The sequence below is a fragment of the Paenibacillus sp. MZ03-122A genome (assembly GCF_024213325.1).
Taxonomy (GTDB): Bacteria; Bacillota; Bacilli; order Paenibacillales; family Paenibacillaceae; genus Paenibacillus; species Paenibacillus polymyxa_B.
On sequence record NZ_JANAVI010000001.1, the window covers coordinates 625,137 to 640,127 of the forward strand.

Consider the following 14,991-nt stretch of genomic DNA (forward strand, 5'->3'; position numbering starts at 1 on the left):
TTTTTTCAGGATGAGGGAGTATAAAATAATAGTTCATTTGTTTCATCAATCTGATGTTCAGGTGACATAATAAAAATAAACATAAGATCCATAGTTCTTTTGCAAAACCCTCATCCAAAGAAGGAGTCAACGAAATGCTGAGTAAAGTCAAAAGATTATTAATCGGTCGTCCGCGAAAGTCGACGGCCCTTGAAGATGAGAAACTGAATAAGCTCAAGGCACTGGCCATTCTGTCCTCAGATGCCTTGTCCTCTGTAGCTTACGGAACGGAGCAAATTCTGCTGGTTTTAATTACAGCCGGCTTCGCTGCCCTATGGTATTCCATTCCTATATCCATTGCGGTATTGGGATTGCTGATCATTCTGATCCTGTCCTATAGACAGACCATATTTTCCTATCCTGGTGGCGGGGGAGCATACATTGTTGCACAGGACAATTTGGGGAAAAGTCCGAGTCTGATTGCAGGCGGATCTCTGCTGGTCGATTATATTCTGACGGTAGCAGTTAGCTCATCAGCAGGTACAGATGCCATTACATCGGCGTTCCCATCGTTACATGATCATCGGATCGCCATTGCTCTGATTATGATTATCTTTTTGACTATTATGAACTTGCGCGGGGTGACAGAATCTGCCTCGGTGCTGGCTGTACCGATTTACTTATTTGTTGTTGCCATTTTTGTTTTGATTATAAGCGGTATCATTCATTACGTGGCAGGGGGAGCTCATGCTGCAGCACCGCAATTTGGAGCTACGGTATCCAACGTCAGTCTGTTCCTGTTACTGAAGGCGTTCAGCTCGGGTTGCTCGGCGTTAACTGGGGTAGAAGCTGTCTCGAATGCCATTCCGAACTTCCGCAAGCCTGCTGCCAAAAATGCAGCAACTACACTAATGATGATGGGTTTGATTCTCGGGTGTATGTTTATCGGAATTAGTTTGCTGGCTTATTGGTACGGTGTTCGTCCTAATCCGCATGAAACGGTCATCTCGCAAATTGCGAACGCCACTTTCGGGCGCGGTGTGATGTATTACATCATTCAAGGCGTAACGGCGCTCATCTTGTTTTTGGCGGCGAATACAGCCTATTCGGCCTTTCCGTTGCTTGCTTTTATGCTGGCGAAGGACAAATACATGCCGCACATGTTCATGGTCCGTGGAGATCGGCTCGGATACTCTAATGGTATCCTGTTTCTGAGTATCTTCTCGGCATTGCTGGTCATCGTATTTGGCGGTAACACAGAAAATCTGATTCCGCTTTATGCGGTAGGGGTATTTATTCCGTTTACCCTTTCACAGCTTGGTATGATGATTCGCTGGATCAAGCTCAAACCGCCAGGCTGGATCGTTAAACTTGCTATTAATACGGTTGGGATGCTGACCACGCTGTCGATTACGCTTATCTTTATCTTCACCAAGTTTAGCCAGGTGTGGGTAATCTTTATCTTCCTGCCTTTGGTTTTGTATTTCTTTATGAAGATCAATAGGCATTACAAAAATACGGCTGAACAACTGCGCATTGATATTACCAAGGATAAACCTATGGTGAAAGGCAATACGATTATTATTCCGGTGGCAGGTATTACGCGAGTCGTTATGAATACGATCAGCTATGCCAAAACCTTGTCGGACAATGTGGTTGCCGTATATGTGGGTGTAGATGATGAAGCGATTCGCAAAATGGAACAGAAATGGGAAGAGTGGGATGTCGGTATACGTTTGGTGGTACTGAAATCCCGTTATCGCAGCATTATTAATCCGCTTCGCAAGTTCATCGATACAGTAGAGTGGAAAAAAGCAGACGAGGACCATATCACTGTTCTCATTCCACAATTCATCACCAAGCACTGGTGGGAAAATATTCTACACAATCAGACCAGCTTACTGATGAGAGCTTATTTGATTAATTATAAAGACGTGATCGTAACGACCGTTCCTTTTCATTTAAACAAATAAAGTCACTGCCAATTGTAGGGTACAGTTGAATATAGCATGACCAAAATGAACATCTTTTGGCCGCATTTCTTTGCGGTCGGAGGGTGTTTTTTGCATAACGGAGATATTTACTTTGGTGATACATTTTGTGTATTATAGATACGAAATGTATCATTTAAGACTGTTATGGAGGGATACGATGCCCGAAGCCACGGGGAAAATGGAAGATGACAAGCTGCAATTTGTAGATACGCTGAGGGCGCTGGCTATTATTGGAGTTTTACTTGTGCATGTCAGCCAGCATGTAGACGGATTAAACGGATGGTTGCAAAAAGGCTTGAGTATAGGAGCTAAAGGAGTCGCTTTATTTTATATGGCCAGCGCTTTTACACTATTTCTGTCCTTGAGTAAACGTTCGGGTGACAAGAGGGAAAGAATTTCAGCTTACCTGTTGCGTCGTTTTTTTCGGATTGCTCCTTTGTATTACGTGATGTTAGGAATCTATTTGGTTGTGAACGGGACAGGTCCAAGATTTTGGCTTGGAGATCAGGAGGGAGTCACTGCCGCCAATATCGCTGCTCATGTCCTGTTTTTGAATGGTCTGAATCCGTACTGGATCAACAGCATTATTGGTGTAGAATGGTCCATTGCGGTGGAATGTATGTTTTATCTGTTTATCCCCCTATTATTTAAGCTGATCCGATCAGTCCGCCATGCGACCTGGTTTGTTGTGATGGCGCTTGTGGTAAGCTTTGGGCTAAATACGGTATTTGCTCAATATCCATGGATTAGTAATCACTCTTTATGGGGTCACTATCTGTATTTATGGTTTCCGAATCAATTGCCTGTCTTTGGGCTAGGTATATTGTTGTTTTTCATTTGGAAAGACGAGCGGCATTGGAAAAGTATAGACCGAGTCAGTGGAGGTATGTTACTTGTTTCTGTGCTATTTGCATTTTTTGGAGGCATGACCGATTATCTCATAGGTTTCGGGTTGCTACTGGGAGCGTATGCTTTGTATCACTGGCAGCCAATATGGCTGCTTAATCGGTTATGGTCATGGATCGGCCGCCTTAGCTACAGCATGTATTTGACGCATATGCTGGCTCTGGAACTAATCGTACAGGTTAAAATACCTTTTGCTCCCCTAGTCAGCCTCACACTTATGTTTATCATGACGTTGCTAGTCACCATCGGACTATCTTGGTTTACCTACTCGTGGATTGAACAGCCCGGCATCCGTTGGGGGAAAAAGCTTATATCACGTATGAAGCCTGTGCGCAAGCAGGGAGATTCGGTCAAAGAAAGTGTTGCCTAAGCTACAACTTGAAGCAGCATCCGATAACATTTGGTTGAAGTGCTTGAATAAATCTATGAAATAATTGAAAAGACCTCTTGAAAAGTAGCTCTTAGCCCTTTATATTCGATGTACATCCAAGTTTTTGAATACACCGATGAGGTTGGTTGGAATTGTAAAGGAGATGCACGCATGCTTTTGAAGCCAATCGGCTTTTTGCTTTTCTCCACGCTTGAGGGAGTAGCTGTTTTTGCGCTGATTTTGAGTATTTTTAAAGTTAAAATGACCCCTTATCTTTGGCAGGCCATTTTTGTTAACCTGATTATGAATATGCAAAGTTATATGCTCCGAGAGGAGTTTTCCCTTTCGTATTTGGTGCCTGTCGTAAATATGCTACTTTTTATTTTTTTACTCGCTACGGTCGTGAAGATTCCGATTGTGTGGTCCGGTATTATGACGGTTACAGGTTATTTTGCATATGCCGTTGTTCAGTCGGTATTCTTAAAAGTCATGTTCGGCAACCTTCCGGTTTCTGAGCTGCAGGATGGGTCCTTGAAGGGCTATCTGCTACAAGTGGTAAGCGCGGCAGTAGGTCTGCTTATTTCATTGATGTTGTATCGAAAAGGGATCGGCTTTTCCCCTAATTTCAAGAAGCTTAAGTTCAAAGAGGAATATGGCATTGTCATCACGCTGATTATCCTGTCCCTCATTTCAACTTCTATTGTGCTCTACTATAACGAGGTATGGTTAAGTATGATATTTTTTGCACTGGTTTCGGGATTTTTCATCTATTATGCAATCGGAAAGGAATACCGGGATGATTGAAGCGATGGCTTTCAAACTTGCTAACCAGATTAAACGTACTGTGCCTGATCATCCAGCCTCTGTCGCAGTACTTAAATACGCACTTGCTCTCATTCTGAATGCGTCAATGATCATCGTGTTAACACTATTCGCCTCAATCTTCACGGGACGGATGGTAGAAGCTGTATCGATTCTTGTCGCTTTCGCCCTACTGCGCCAAATATCAGGAGGCATTCATTTGAAAACGGGCATGGCATGTGTGTTGGTGACCTCAGCAGCTTTTACTTACATATCCTGCATTGCCTTAAATAGTTGGTGGACAAACCTGTTTACCGGAATAGCTCTCATTCTCGTTTTATGTTTTGCCCCGTCCAGAATTGAAAAGCAGTCGCGCATTCCAGTACGTTTTTATCCCCTCTTGCGACTGTTATCCTCCTTGCTTGTATGTACTAATTTTGTAATCGGTTCCTCTGTAGTGGCTGTTGCTTTTTTGGTCCAAAGTCTAACATTGATCCGAGGAAGGAGGTGAGTGGAATGATGAGGAAAATGGTATATGGATTAGCCACATCGTTGTCTATGTTTGCAACATTTGCTGTATCAGTGGCGAGTTATGTGTATGTTTATCAAGGGGATACACCCGAGGAACTTCTGAAATAAACAAAATGCCGAAATAGAAAAATGATACATAGAGCTGCTATTAAGCAGCTTCTTTTTATGTAAAAAAAATCAGGCGCTCCATTAAAGAGCGCCCGAATGGGAGAGGAGAAACCGGACGAAGAGCTTATGGGGAAACGTAAGTCTTCTCCGCGGTTGTCTACGACATTGGTTGAATGCCGATATCCTAAGGATGCCCAGGGAATGGTTTTTTATACCTGCCTCATCCTAAGTTTTTCAAACGACGGTGCATGTGGTACGATAGCGTCATAATCTTATATGGTTATGAACACATATAGAAAATAGGTGAGTTTCAGCGTGAGAGTGGTATCGGGTAGTGCCAAAGGAAGGCCGTTAAAGGCAGTTCCCGGCACAGGGACGCGGCCGACCACGGATAAGGTCAAGGAAGCGCTATTTAGCATGATAGGTCCTTATTTTGATGGGGGAGTCGCACTTGATCTGTTTGCTGGTAGTGGTGGCCTGGGTATAGAGGCGCTTAGCCGGGGAATGGACAAGGCTGTTTTTATTGATATGGAATCCAAAAGCATTGATGTCATTAAAGAAAATTTACGAAAAACTGGGCTGGAAGGACAGGCTGAAGTGTTCCGCAATGATGCCGGACGAGCACTCAAGGTGCTGGCAAAACGTGGAGCTCTTTTTGATGCTGTTTTTCTCGATCCACCCTATCGTCTCAAACACGGAGATGAATTAATGAGCCGTATGGCTGAGTTGAACTTGCTTCGTTCAGATGCAATCATTGTGCTGGAGTATGAATCGGGACATGAATATCCGGAAAGCTTCGGACCGTTCGAACAGGTCAGAAAAGCAGTCTATGGTGAAACGGCGTTATCTATTTATCATTTTGCAGCCGATGCTTTGTCGGATGTCGTAGAACATACGGAAGCCGGAGTGGTCAAATTCGGCATCAGCGAATCAGACGGGGAGGACCATCATGATTGAGCACAAACCACGTATTGCCGTATATCCGGGAACCTTTGATCCCGTGACGATGGGGCACCAGGATATTATTCAAAGAGCAGCCAGACAGTTTGATCTATTGATTGTCGCGGTTCTTAACAATATTAGTAAAAACCCGCTGTTTTCACTTGAGGAACGAATGGAGCTGCTGCGAACGGTAACTCGCGATATCCCGAACGTTGAAGTGGACAGCTTCCGTGATCTGACAGCTAATTATGTACGTCAAAAAGGGGCCCAGGTTATTGTCAGAGGAATCCGGTCGGTGACTGATTTTGAATATGAGCTGCAATTAGCCTCTACAAATCATAAGCTGAACCCGGATGCGGAAACGATCTTTATGATGACCAATCCGGCTTATTCATATCTGAGTTCCAGTATGGTGAAGGAAATTGCGCATTTTGATGGCAAGGTTGTAGATCTGGTGGCACCCGAGGTGGAAGACGCGCTGCGTGCGAAGGTCAACGCGAATCGCGGCGGCTCCACCATGAAGTCATAAAGGAAAAGGCCAGCAGGGTAACTATAATTGTACCCAGTAGCGCAATGGACAGTACGGTTAGTTGCCAGGGGTACATAGATGTTCCTTCTATTTGTGTTAGTAAGCCGCTGGCTCCGGTCATGGCAGGATGCGTGGCGGATTCATTTACTCTTTCCACAAAAGAAGACACAGAACTGCGACTGACGTAAGCGGGAGTTGTATTGCTGACGAAGCGGTTAAGCGGGACCCATGTCGCTAAGGTAAGTCCAAAAGCAATGATCCCATGGAGCACTCGTGACAAGGTGAAGGTGATGCCCTTGTCGGAAGGTCTGGTGACGGCGGTAATCTGAAGCCAGCCGCACAGGCCGCCCCAGCCCAACACAGCACTGATCAGGGCTGCTTGTGTACGGAGATCGTAGGGCAGACGGCTGATTTCATAGGAACCCAAATGGATTTCCATCCAGGCAGGCCATATGAAAGAAAGCGATCCTTGGCCTGTGTATATGGACAGCAGTCGAATCAGTACGGAAAAGAAAATAATGAATCCACCTGTCACCATCAGCGTCTGTACAGCATGGGATACGGTTTCGCCCAACAGTTTTCCGAAACTGCGGCCGTCCCGTTCTCTGGCAGAGCGGGTAGCTTCCCATGCGGATCGGATCAGGGAGGGAGAAGTACGGGAAACTGAGGTGCGCCGTAGGGCAGCTGGCGTTTCCCGTTTTTGCAATTCTTTGGACGATACAGGTAGTCTTGCGGTGATCCAGCCTGCCAGCAGCCCGGAAATCCAGTGGACTGCAAGTAACATCACGCCTGCGGTAGCATTGTGCAGTAGCCCTGTCCCGATGACGAGCAGGATGGTAATCGGATTGCAGAAATGAGCGATAGAGGTTAGACGTCGAAGCTGAAACGCAGTCATATCCTCCTGTTGTGCCCATTGGCGCACCGCTTCCGCTGCAGCGGGGAATCCCGCGGTCAGGCCGAGGGCCAACACCCAGCCGCTTCGCCCGGGTAGACGGAACCAGGATCGCATAAACGGCTCCAGCAGGATACCTAGTCCATGTACTAGACCAAAGGCGATGAGCATTTCGGACAGCATCAAAAAAGGCAGCATGGCTGGGAAAATAATACTCCACCATAGCTTAAGGCCTTGAGTAGAGGCTTGAAATACTTCTTCTGGTGAGGCGACAACAGCCAGTACAAGCAAAATGGCTCCGAGGCCAAGCAGTATGGTTGTCCAATAAGGAGCGGAATGGGCTTCCTTTTGCATCAAAGAATTCACCTCTCATAAATATACTAAGGAGAGTGGGATGCTGTCTCCAGTGTTTATTCACGTTCGTTGTCTTGGGATAGGTTGTTCGTATACGTTGTCGTAAACAATGTATGCTTTTTCGGAAGGCTTGAGAACAGGTGGCGCAGAGGCACTTGGATAAGATGGAGAAGTTAGGCTGCAAGGGGAGGAGAAGCAATGAAACGAATAAACCGGAAAAGAGTTTTTTTTACAACCGGTTATGTCTTAATGCTGGCTGCAATGGTCTATGTGCTGGTCTATATGCCAACCCCTTATCTGATCTATGGACCAGGTGGGGCTAACGAGATCAAACCGATGGTTAAAGTCCGGGAGGGTGACAGCATCGAACGGGGGACCTTTATGATGACGACGGTATCGGCGCGTTATGCCAATGTTATTATGTTGGGCCTGTCCAAGCTGGACCGCAATTCGGAGATTCAGCGCAAAGAGGATCGTCTGCATGGAAGAAGTGAAGACGAATATGCGGCAGAGCAGGTATGGTATATGGGTGATTCCCAATCTTCCGCGATGGAGGCTGCCTACACCCGTGCCCATGTTCCCTATCGCATTGTGCCAGATTATGTGTATGTATTTAAGGTCCCGGGATCGAACAGCGTGTTTGAGCCTGGAGATGAAATATTGGAGCTGAACGACGTGCGGGTGACCGATAATCGTTCCATTCGGAAGGCTTTAGAGGATGAAAAATCGGGAAAAATGGCTAAAGTGAAGCTAAAGCGCGATGGAAAGTTGCTGACCGTGCAAGCTCCCTTAACGACCATCACGGACAGTGAGACGGGTAAGCAACGTTCTGGATTTGGCGTCAGTATTGCCACGGTACAGAAGGTAGAGCCGAAGGACGAACGTAAAACGATTCATTTTACATCTACGGATGTTGGCGGTCCTTCGGCAGGTTTGATGTTTACCATGGAAATCTATAACCAACTGACACCAGGTGATCTGAGTAAGGGATATCGTGTAGCCGGTACGGGTACTATTGATAAGGACGGTCAGGTTGGAGCGATTGGTGGTGCAAAGTATAAAATAGTTGCTGCTGACCGTCAGGGTGCGGAATTGTTTTTCGTCCCTGCGGATAATTATAAAGAGGCCAAGGCCAAAGCTGAGCAAATGGGAAGCCGGATGAAGCTTGTTTCGGTTCGCAAGCTTGGTGATGCGCTGAATTATATGGAAAAGCTGCCCATCAAACCATAATGGGCGGTCGCAAGTAATCAGCATACATGCCGCGGATGGCGGGACGTGGCATCCCGGCTGCGTGTATGGCGGCTGCGGCTGTATCCCAGTCCAGGTGGGGATGTGATCCGGCAGACAGCTTGACCCATACTGGAAGGGTGGCTGTCTGCTTCATACGTGCCAGCAGCTCGCGTCCAGCCCTGTTAAAGCCGAGCACGCGGATATAGCCCGGACCTTTCGCCAGCTCATCCGGAGTCATATCGGCTTTGGCATGATTCAGCAAAATATGTGCACACATCCGCTGAAGCTTCGTACGAGTATACCGCCTTGTCTTGATCGCGGTGAGCAGGGCCTCCACAGAAGGCTGGGGCAGCGTGTACAGCGATTGCCGCAGACGATGCTCCAGCCCTTCGGTGACCTCGTGCAGCTCCGCCAGCTGCTGTGGGCTACGTGTGATTAGGGCGTTCAGCAACGGCTGGCTGAACGCTTCCCAGTGCAGCGGCGCGCGTTCAGCTTGCCACTCGCGCCGCAAAATCTCCAGTGTCGCCGCAGGTATGTACGGTGACGCGGCTTCCGGCCCGCCGTCCAGCAGCAGACGGCGGATGGCCGTGGCGCTGGCGATGATTCCGTCCGCAGGGGCCACGGCTTCGTGGTAGCCCGATCCCGTGCGGGTTACCGTGAAGGGCTTGATTGTGCTGCCCAGCCGTTCCAGCGCAATCAAATAATGCAGCCCCAACGTATTGTTGGGCTGCTGCATGAGGGCAGCGAGCGCAGCGCCGTCCGCTCCGGCCGCGAGCGCGGCTGCGGCTCCCGCGTAGGCAGCGGGATAGCTCGTGCCGCTGCTTAGGCGCTGCGCGATGCCGGCCTTGAGCTCGGCCGGCTCTGCCGCCAGCACGCGAGCCAGCGCGCGCAGCGGGGCGATGTCTCCGCTCTCGCTGCCGAAGCAGAGCGCGTCGACGATGCCCGTCGCATGGAGCAGGGCGACCGCTCCGCGGGCAAACCATTCTGCGGGCTGGACGGCATAGGCCACAGGCAGCTCCAGAACTAGGTCCACACCCATGGCGAGTGCCATTTCGGTGCGGGACCATTTGTCTGTAATCGCGGGTTCACCCCGCTGAAGGAAAGGACCACTCATCACAGCCACTGTGCGTTGTGCACCAGTGATGCGAAGAGATTCCTCCCAGTGATGGACATGTCCGTTATGCAGGGGATTGTACTCTACAATCATACCGAGTGTTTTCAAGACCGTAGTCGGCTCCTTTCTTAAAGTAGCTTATTGGGTAACACCTTTGATAATAATGGTTAAGTACCCGTCAATGTTTGTTTTCAGGGCAGCTATACTGATTTTTCATCGTCGGCATGAACAAGACCATTGAGACCTGGACGAAAAAGCTTTATACTCGCATTATTGTACACGAAGAGTGGCGGGGGTACGAATACTCATCAGTACATGTTTAGCACAATGCATTTTTGCTTCTGCATAAAACTTGTCGAACCATTGGAAAACCGATGGATTTGTGAGTGGTGTAAAGTGAAAGGTGTTGACAAACGACTCGATCAGTCGGTATAATAATTTTTGTTTGTTTGGAGTGATAGTGATGCAACTATTTTTTCGCAAAGTAGCAACAAGTGACGGTCCTTTTCCTATCCGTGAATCTCTTAATGTGAGTGAATTGGTGGATGATCGTGCTGATGTTACGGCCGTTTCCCCGCTGGAGACCGACTTGGTCGCCGTTAGTCTGGGTCAAGGCTTGATGAGCGTGGAAGGCACGTTGACCGCAGGTCTGGACATGCTGTGCTCACGCTGTTTAAGCCCGATGCACGAGGATTTAAAGATTGAATTCCGTGAACGGTTCAAGCAAACCTCTTCGAGTGTTGAAGAGGAGGATGAAGATGGCGATTTTATCGCAGTGACGGAGGACTCCTTCGACATTGCACCGTATTGTGAAGAACTGTTTGTACTGCATGTGCCGTTTGCGCCTTTGTGCAGTGAGGATTGTCAGGGAATCGCACCAAAGACCGGACAAAACTGGAGTATTGGCTCCGATGACAGTAGCGATGGCAATACGGAAAAGATTGATCCGCGTCTGGCAGGGCTTAAGGATTTTTTTAAATGAGAATTGAGTTCAATTCTGAAAAATCATCATCCGCTTGTGCCGGAGAGTTACTGAACCGATGCGTGGATGTTGCAGGCTTGATTCACCGGCTGTAAGATAATTGCTTCTAGCATTTTCTTTCAGTCTTGAATGAGATAAGAAGTCATACCCGTTATGCGGGGTTGATCTGGTTAAGGAGGTGGGAAGAATGGCAGTACCTCAACGGAGAACATCCAAAACTCGTCGCGACAAACGTCGTACTCACTTTAAACTGGCAGTACCAGGTATGGTGAAATGCTCCGAATGCGGCGAATTGAAACTTGCTCACCATGTGTGCAAAGTTTGCGGAACGTACAAAGCTAGAGAGATCATCTCTCAATAATGTCCGATAAGCGGATTCTTTGGAATCTTCGCAGAAAGAGTAGCGCTTCACTTCAGTGAGGCGCTACTTTTTTTGTCTGCATGCTTCCTTTTTACGTCAGCATGCTATATACTGTTTTAGTACCAGGTTCTAAGAAAGAAGGGCCGAAGAGGTTCCTTTATACATACAAGAAGACAAATCGGCTTGAAGTCCGCCGTTAGAAAGTGAAGTAAAGTAACCCAAACTGTTGTCTGAACGACAGTTTATTGTAGAGAAAGGAGGCGTCACTGACATCGAACGTTTGCCGAAGAGACAGAGACAGCAGCGGCTGACTCAATTAATTGATGATAATCCGTTCGTAACGGATCAGGAATTGACAAGACAGCTGAAGGTAAGTATTCAGACTATTCGGCTGGACCGGATGGAGCTGGGAATCCCGGAATTGCGGGAACGGCTAAAGCTGATGGCTGAGCGCTCCTACGACCAGGTTCGTTCCTTGCCTTTGCATGAAGTGATCGGGGATATCGTTGATCTACAGTTGGATCGAAGCGGTATTTCGATTTTTGAGATTAAAGAGGAACATATTTTTTCGCGTACTGGCATTGCGCGGGGGCATTATGTATTTGCCCAGGCCAATTCATTGGCCGTTGCCGTGATTAATGATGAGATAGCATTGACCGCGTCAGCGGATATACGCTTTGTCCGACCGGTTCATTTAGGTGAGAAGTGCATTGCCAAGGCATATGTGCGCTCCAATCCAGAACAAAAAGGGAAGGCTAAAGTGGAAGTCTTTGCCTACGTAGGAGAAGAAATGGTGTTCCAAGGTAACTTTGTCATTTATCGCTCCACGGAGGAAGAGTATAGCGAAGGAGGAAGTCAGCATGCGGATCGCCATTGATGCCATGGGGGGAGATAATGCTCCTGAGGCGACAGTAGAGGGCGCGCTATCTGCGGCGGCGGAATGGAAGGATACGGACATTACGCTGGTTGGTGACCGGGAACGAATTGAATCGGTTCTGAACGGTAGGGCGTTGCCGACGAACCTCAGCATTCGCCATGCATCCGAAACGATAGATGCACAGGACGAGCCTGTAAAGGCAGTGCGCCGTAAAAAGGATGCTTCGATGGTCGTGGCTGGTCGAATGGTCAGAGAAGGCGAAGCGGATGCCATGATATCCGCAGGTAATACAGGCGCGCTAATGACCACAGGGTTGCTGGTGGTTGGAAGAATGGAAGGCATTGAACGTCCGGCTCTCGCGCCGATGATACCAACGATTGATGATCAGGGTATTCTGGCGCTTGACTTGGGAGCCAATATGGATGCCAAGCCTGAGCATCTTGCCCAGTATGCACTGATGGGGAGCTTGTATCGTCAGAAAGTTCACGGTGTGACTTCTCCAAGGGTGGGTCTGCTGAATGTGGGGACTGAAGCTGGGAAGGGCAATGAACTGACGAAGTTGGCATTTCCACTTATTGAGCAGTTACCTGTCAATTTTGTGGGTAATGTTGAATCGAGAGATGTGTTAACCGGAAATTGCGATGTACTGGTGTGTGATGGATTTGCTGGAAATATCATGCTAAAATCACTGGAGGGTACAGCCGGAGCCATATTTTCTCTCTTAAAAGAGCAATTCACCAAATCCTTGAAGACCAAGCTTGCAGCAGCCTTGATTATGCCTGAGCTTCGCAGTCTGAAAGGTAAATTGGATTATAAAGAGCATGGCGGGGCTCCTTTGCTGGGTTTGAGTGGACTCGTCCTGAAAAGTCACGGTTCGTCTGACGGCGTTGCCGTCAAAAACGCGGTAAGGCAGGCTCGTACGGCCTTGCAAAACCGGTTGGTGGAAAGTATATCCAAGGAAATCAGCAGGAAGTGAGTGACGATATGAATAAATTACGGCCGGTTGGTGTTATCGGAACAGGGAAATACGTACCTGAGAAAATTCTGACCAATAAAGATTTGGAAGCAATCGTAGAAACGAGTGATGAATGGATTGTCAGTCGTACAGGGATTCAGGAGCGCCATATTGCGGCTCCAGAACAGGCTACATCTGATTTAGCTTATGAAGCAGCAATTAAGGCGTTGGAGTCCGCGGGTATGACGGCACAGGATCTGGATTTAATTATTGTAGCTACGGTTACACCGGATATGGCGTTTCCGTCAACTGCCTGCATTCTTCAGGACAAATTGGGAGCCAAAGGCGCAGCAGCTTTCGATTTGTCTGCGGCATGCTCGGGTTTTGTATACGGACTGGCTACGGCAACGAGCTTCATTAAGACAGGTATTTATAATAATGCATTAATCATTGGGGCAGACTGTCTTTCTCGGATTACAGATTATACCGACCGCAATACCTGTGTTCTATTCGGAGATGGTGCAGGAGCTGTAGTGATTGGCGAAGTGCCTGAAGGTAGAGGATTCCAATCCTTTGATCTCGGGGCTGAAGGTGCCGGAGGCAGCTTACTCAAGTTGGAAGCCGGAGGCTCGCGTTTGCCTGCGAGTGCAGACACACTGGAAAATAAACAGCACTATATTTACATGAACGGACGCGAAGTGTTCAAGTTCGCGGTTCGTGTTATGGGAACGGCAACGGTTGATGTGTTGGAAAAAGCAGGGCTGTCCAAAGATGATATTGATCTGTTCGTTCCGCATCAAGCCAATATTCGCATCATCCAATCGGCGATGCAACGTCTGGATTTACCAGAGGAAAAGGTAGTTGTTAATGTTCATAAATATGCGAATACATCTGCAGCATCAATCCCTCTCGCTCTTGTGGAAGCAGCTGAGGAAGGCCGCATGAAGGAAGGCGACCGTGTATTAATGGTGGGCTTTGGCGGTGGCTTGACCTGGGGAGCGTCGGTTCTTGTCTGGTAATTAGTTGGAATTTTCGATATAATATTGAATTTGTGTAGTGTTTTACAGGACAAGCATTGGATACAGAGAGGTGCATACACGATGGGCAAAACGGCATTTATATTTCCCGGTCAGGGTTCACAAGCTGTAGGTATGGCTAAAGATGCTTATGAAGCAGTTCCAGCTGCAACAGAAGTATTTCGCCAAGCGGACGAACGGTTAGGGTTCGCACTAAGCGCACTGATTTTTGAAGGGCCGGACACAGCTTTGAAGCAAACATCCAATACGCAGCCTGCACTGTTAACGGCGAGCATTGCGTTGTATGAAGCGTTCAAGGAAAAAATGGGCGTTCATCCCGATTATGTGGCTGGACACAGTCTAGGAGAATACAGCGCGCTAGTCGCTTCCGGTGTCCTCGCATTTGAGGATGCGGTTGAGATCGTTCGTACACGTGGCGAGTTCATGGAGCAGGCCATTCCTGATGGGCAAGGCGGGATGGCTGCTGTGTTGGGAGCTGATCGTGAAGCATTGGCAGCATTGTGCCGTGATATTACGGAGTCTGGTCAACTGGTCGAACTAGCCAACATCAATTGTCCCGGACAAATTGTTGTATCTGGTACGAAGGAGGGCGTAGCTGCTGTCGCTGAACGTGTGAAGGAAGCAGGAGGCAAGCGCGCTATTACTCTGGAGGTTAGCGGTCCTTTCCACTCGTCATTGATGAAGGAAGCAGCGACCAAGCTCTCCGGCAAGTTGGGGGCTGTAAATTTCTCCAAAGCTCAGATTCCAGTTGTTGCCAATGTAACAGCTAAACCTGTACGTGAGGGGAGCGAAATCCGCCAACTGTTGGTGGATCAGGTCTATTCTCCGGTACTGTGGGAAGACAGTGTAACATGGCTACTAGAACAAGGTGTTGACACCTTTGTTGAGTTTGGACCGGGAAGTGTTTTGACTGGACTGGTTAAAAAAATCGACAAAACGGTTAAGCTGTATAATATAAGTAGCCTGGAGTCGTTTGCTTCTGTAACGGAAGCCTTGGAGGCCCGTTAAAAGTATAATCATTGCCTTAAC

The 14,991-nt window shown here is 47.9% G+C and carries 17 protein-coding genes; 15 read left to right on the forward strand and 2 right to left on the reverse strand.

Annotation, left to right across the window (positions count from 1 at the left end; genetic code table 11):
- Positions 1-134: 134 nt before the first annotated feature.
- The 8 genes from NLX74_RS03035 (at position 135) to coaD (ending at position 6,160) form a co-directional block, all read left to right on the forward strand.
- Complete coding sequence (locus NLX74_RS03035; RefSeq protein WP_061831344.1) at positions 135-1,952, forward strand: APC family permease; 1,818 nt, start codon at positions 135-137, stop codon at positions 1,950-1,952.
- 138 nt (positions 1,953-2,090) lie between these two features.
- Entirely contained in the window at positions 2,091-2,162 is a 72-nt protein-coding gene (locus NLX74_RS25770; RefSeq protein WP_367987578.1) for a hypothetical protein, read from the forward strand.
- The gene (locus tag NLX74_RS03040; RefSeq protein WP_254327913.1) at positions 2,131-3,249 is read left to right on the forward strand and encodes an acyltransferase family protein; all 1,119 of its coding nucleotides are present in this window, start codon (positions 2,131-2,133) and stop codon (positions 3,247-3,249) included. Before NLX74_RS25770 ends, NLX74_RS03040 begins: the two co-directional genes overlap by 32 nt.
- A 171-nt stretch (positions 3,250-3,420) precedes the next feature.
- A complete protein-coding gene (locus tag NLX74_RS03045; protein WP_061831346.1) occupies positions 3,421-4,053 on the forward strand; it encodes a hypothetical protein in 633 nt (210 codons plus the stop codon).
- Positions 4,046-4,561: an accessory gene regulator ArgB-like protein gene (locus NLX74_RS03050; protein ID WP_336076992.1), complete on the forward strand. Its 516-nt coding sequence runs from the start codon at positions 4,046-4,048 to the stop codon at positions 4,559-4,561. Before NLX74_RS03045 ends, NLX74_RS03050 begins: the two co-directional genes overlap by 8 nt.
- Before the next feature lie 5 nt (positions 4,562-4,566).
- Entirely contained in the window at positions 4,567-4,689 is a 123-nt protein-coding gene (locus NLX74_RS03055; RefSeq protein WP_023988155.1) for a cyclic lactone autoinducer peptide, read from the forward strand.
- 315 nt (positions 4,690-5,004) lie between these two features.
- On the forward strand, positions 5,005-5,646 hold the full coding sequence (rsmD, locus tag NLX74_RS03060; RefSeq protein ID WP_061831348.1) for a 16S rRNA (guanine(966)-N(2))-methyltransferase RsmD: 642 nt from the start codon (positions 5,005-5,007) through the stop codon (positions 5,644-5,646).
- On the forward strand, positions 5,639-6,160 hold the full coding sequence (gene coaD / locus NLX74_RS03065) for a pantetheine-phosphate adenylyltransferase (protein ID WP_013309846.1): 522 nt from the start codon (positions 5,639-5,641) through the stop codon (positions 6,158-6,160). Before rsmD ends, coaD begins: the two co-directional genes overlap by 8 nt.
- On the opposite strand, the gene NLX74_RS03070 is transcribed toward coaD, so the two are convergent.
- Positions 6,123-7,406 (reverse strand): nucleoside recognition protein, encoded by a 1,284-nt coding sequence (locus NLX74_RS03070; RefSeq protein WP_254327914.1) that lies wholly within the window; start codon positions 7,404-7,406, stop codon positions 6,123-6,125. The genes coaD and NLX74_RS03070 overlap by 38 nt on opposite strands.
- 198 nt (positions 7,407-7,604) lie before the next feature.
- Here NLX74_RS03070 and NLX74_RS03075 point away from each other — a divergent pair, with 198 nt between their 5' ends.
- Entirely contained in the window at positions 7,605-8,636 is a 1,032-nt protein-coding gene (locus NLX74_RS03075; RefSeq protein ID WP_254327915.1) for a YlbL family protein, read from the forward strand.
- Here NLX74_RS03075 and NLX74_RS03080 read toward each other — a convergent pair.
- Positions 8,626-9,858 carry a nucleotidyltransferase gene (locus NLX74_RS03080; RefSeq protein ID WP_254327916.1) on the reverse strand — a complete coding sequence of 411 codons (1,233 nt, stop codon included), beginning with the start codon at positions 9,856-9,858 and terminating at the stop codon, positions 8,626-8,628. The genes NLX74_RS03075 and NLX74_RS03080 overlap by 11 nt on opposite strands.
- A 355-nt stretch (positions 9,859-10,213) precedes the next feature.
- Between NLX74_RS03080 and NLX74_RS03085 the strand changes: the two genes are divergently transcribed.
- The 6 genes from NLX74_RS03085 (at position 10,214) to fabD (ending at position 14,970) form a co-directional block, all read left to right on the forward strand.
- On the forward strand, positions 10,214-10,732 hold the full coding sequence (locus NLX74_RS03085) for a YceD family protein (RefSeq protein ID WP_069291707.1): 519 nt from the start codon (positions 10,214-10,216) through the stop codon (positions 10,730-10,732).
- A 187-nt stretch (positions 10,733-10,919) separates the two neighbouring features.
- Positions 10,920-11,093, forward strand: a complete 174-nt coding sequence (gene rpmF, locus NLX74_RS03090; protein ID WP_007429979.1) for a 50S ribosomal protein L32 — start codon at positions 10,920-10,922, stop codon at positions 11,091-11,093.
- Between the two features lie 280 nt (positions 11,094-11,373).
- Positions 11,374-11,970, forward strand: coding sequence for a transcription factor FapR (gene fapR, locus NLX74_RS03095; protein WP_007429980.1), 597 nt, complete (start codon positions 11,374-11,376; stop codon positions 11,968-11,970).
- Positions 11,954-12,946 carry a phosphate acyltransferase PlsX gene (gene plsX / locus NLX74_RS03100; RefSeq protein WP_061832012.1) on the forward strand — a complete coding sequence of 331 codons (993 nt, stop codon included), beginning with the start codon at positions 11,954-11,956 and terminating at the stop codon, positions 12,944-12,946. The genes fapR and plsX overlap by 17 nt, the downstream gene beginning before the upstream one ends.
- 8 nt (positions 12,947-12,954) lie before the next feature.
- Positions 12,955-13,944 (forward strand): beta-ketoacyl-ACP synthase III, encoded by a 990-nt coding sequence (locus tag NLX74_RS03105; protein WP_069291709.1) that lies wholly within the window; start codon positions 12,955-12,957, stop codon positions 13,942-13,944.
- Positions 13,945-14,025: 81 nt separating this feature from the next.
- Entirely contained in the window at positions 14,026-14,970 is a 945-nt protein-coding gene (gene fabD, locus NLX74_RS03110; protein WP_254327917.1) for an ACP S-malonyltransferase, read from the forward strand.
- The last annotated feature ends 21 nt before the right edge of the window (positions 14,971-14,991 follow it).

What these genes read in the sequence shown, in the direction of transcription:
- NLX74_RS03050 (WP_336076992.1), top strand. Translation starts at nt 4,046, where the DNA reads ATGATTGAAGCGATGGCTTTCAAACTTGCTAACCAGATTAAACGTACT.
- NLX74_RS03035 (WP_061831344.1), top strand. Translation starts at nt 135, where the DNA reads ATGCTGAGTAAAGTCAAAAGATTATTAATCGGTCGTCCGCGAAAGTCG.
- NLX74_RS03085 (WP_069291707.1), top strand. Translation starts at nt 10,214, where the DNA reads ATGCAACTATTTTTTCGCAAAGTAGCAACAAGTGACGGTCCTTTTCCT.
- NLX74_RS03105 (WP_069291709.1), top strand. Translation starts at nt 12,955, where the DNA reads ATGAATAAATTACGGCCGGTTGGTGTTATCGGAACAGGGAAATACGTA.
- rpmF (WP_007429979.1), top strand. Translation starts at nt 10,920, where the DNA reads ATGGCAGTACCTCAACGGAGAACATCCAAAACTCGTCGCGACAAACGT.
- plsX (WP_061832012.1), top strand. Translation starts at nt 11,954, where the DNA reads ATGCGGATCGCCATTGATGCCATGGGGGGAGATAATGCTCCTGAGGCG.
- NLX74_RS03045 (WP_061831346.1), top strand. Translation starts at nt 3,421, where the DNA reads ATGCTTTTGAAGCCAATCGGCTTTTTGCTTTTCTCCACGCTTGAGGGA.
- NLX74_RS03075 (WP_254327915.1), top strand. Translation starts at nt 7,605, where the DNA reads ATGAAACGAATAAACCGGAAAAGAGTTTTTTTTACAACCGGTTATGTC.
- NLX74_RS03040 (WP_254327913.1), top strand. Translation starts at nt 2,131, where the DNA reads ATGCCCGAAGCCACGGGGAAAATGGAAGATGACAAGCTGCAATTTGTA.
- fabD (WP_254327917.1), top strand. Translation starts at nt 14,026, where the DNA reads ATGGGCAAAACGGCATTTATATTTCCCGGTCAGGGTTCACAAGCTGTA.
- NLX74_RS03070 (WP_254327914.1), bottom strand. Translation starts at nt 7,406, where the DNA reads ATGCAAAAGGAAGCCCATTCCGCTCCTTATTGGACAACCATACTGCTT.
- NLX74_RS03055 (WP_023988155.1), top strand. Translation starts at nt 4,567, where the DNA reads ATGATGAGGAAAATGGTATATGGATTAGCCACATCGTTGTCTATGTTT.
- coaD (WP_013309846.1), top strand. Translation starts at nt 5,639, where the DNA reads ATGATTGAGCACAAACCACGTATTGCCGTATATCCGGGAACCTTTGAT.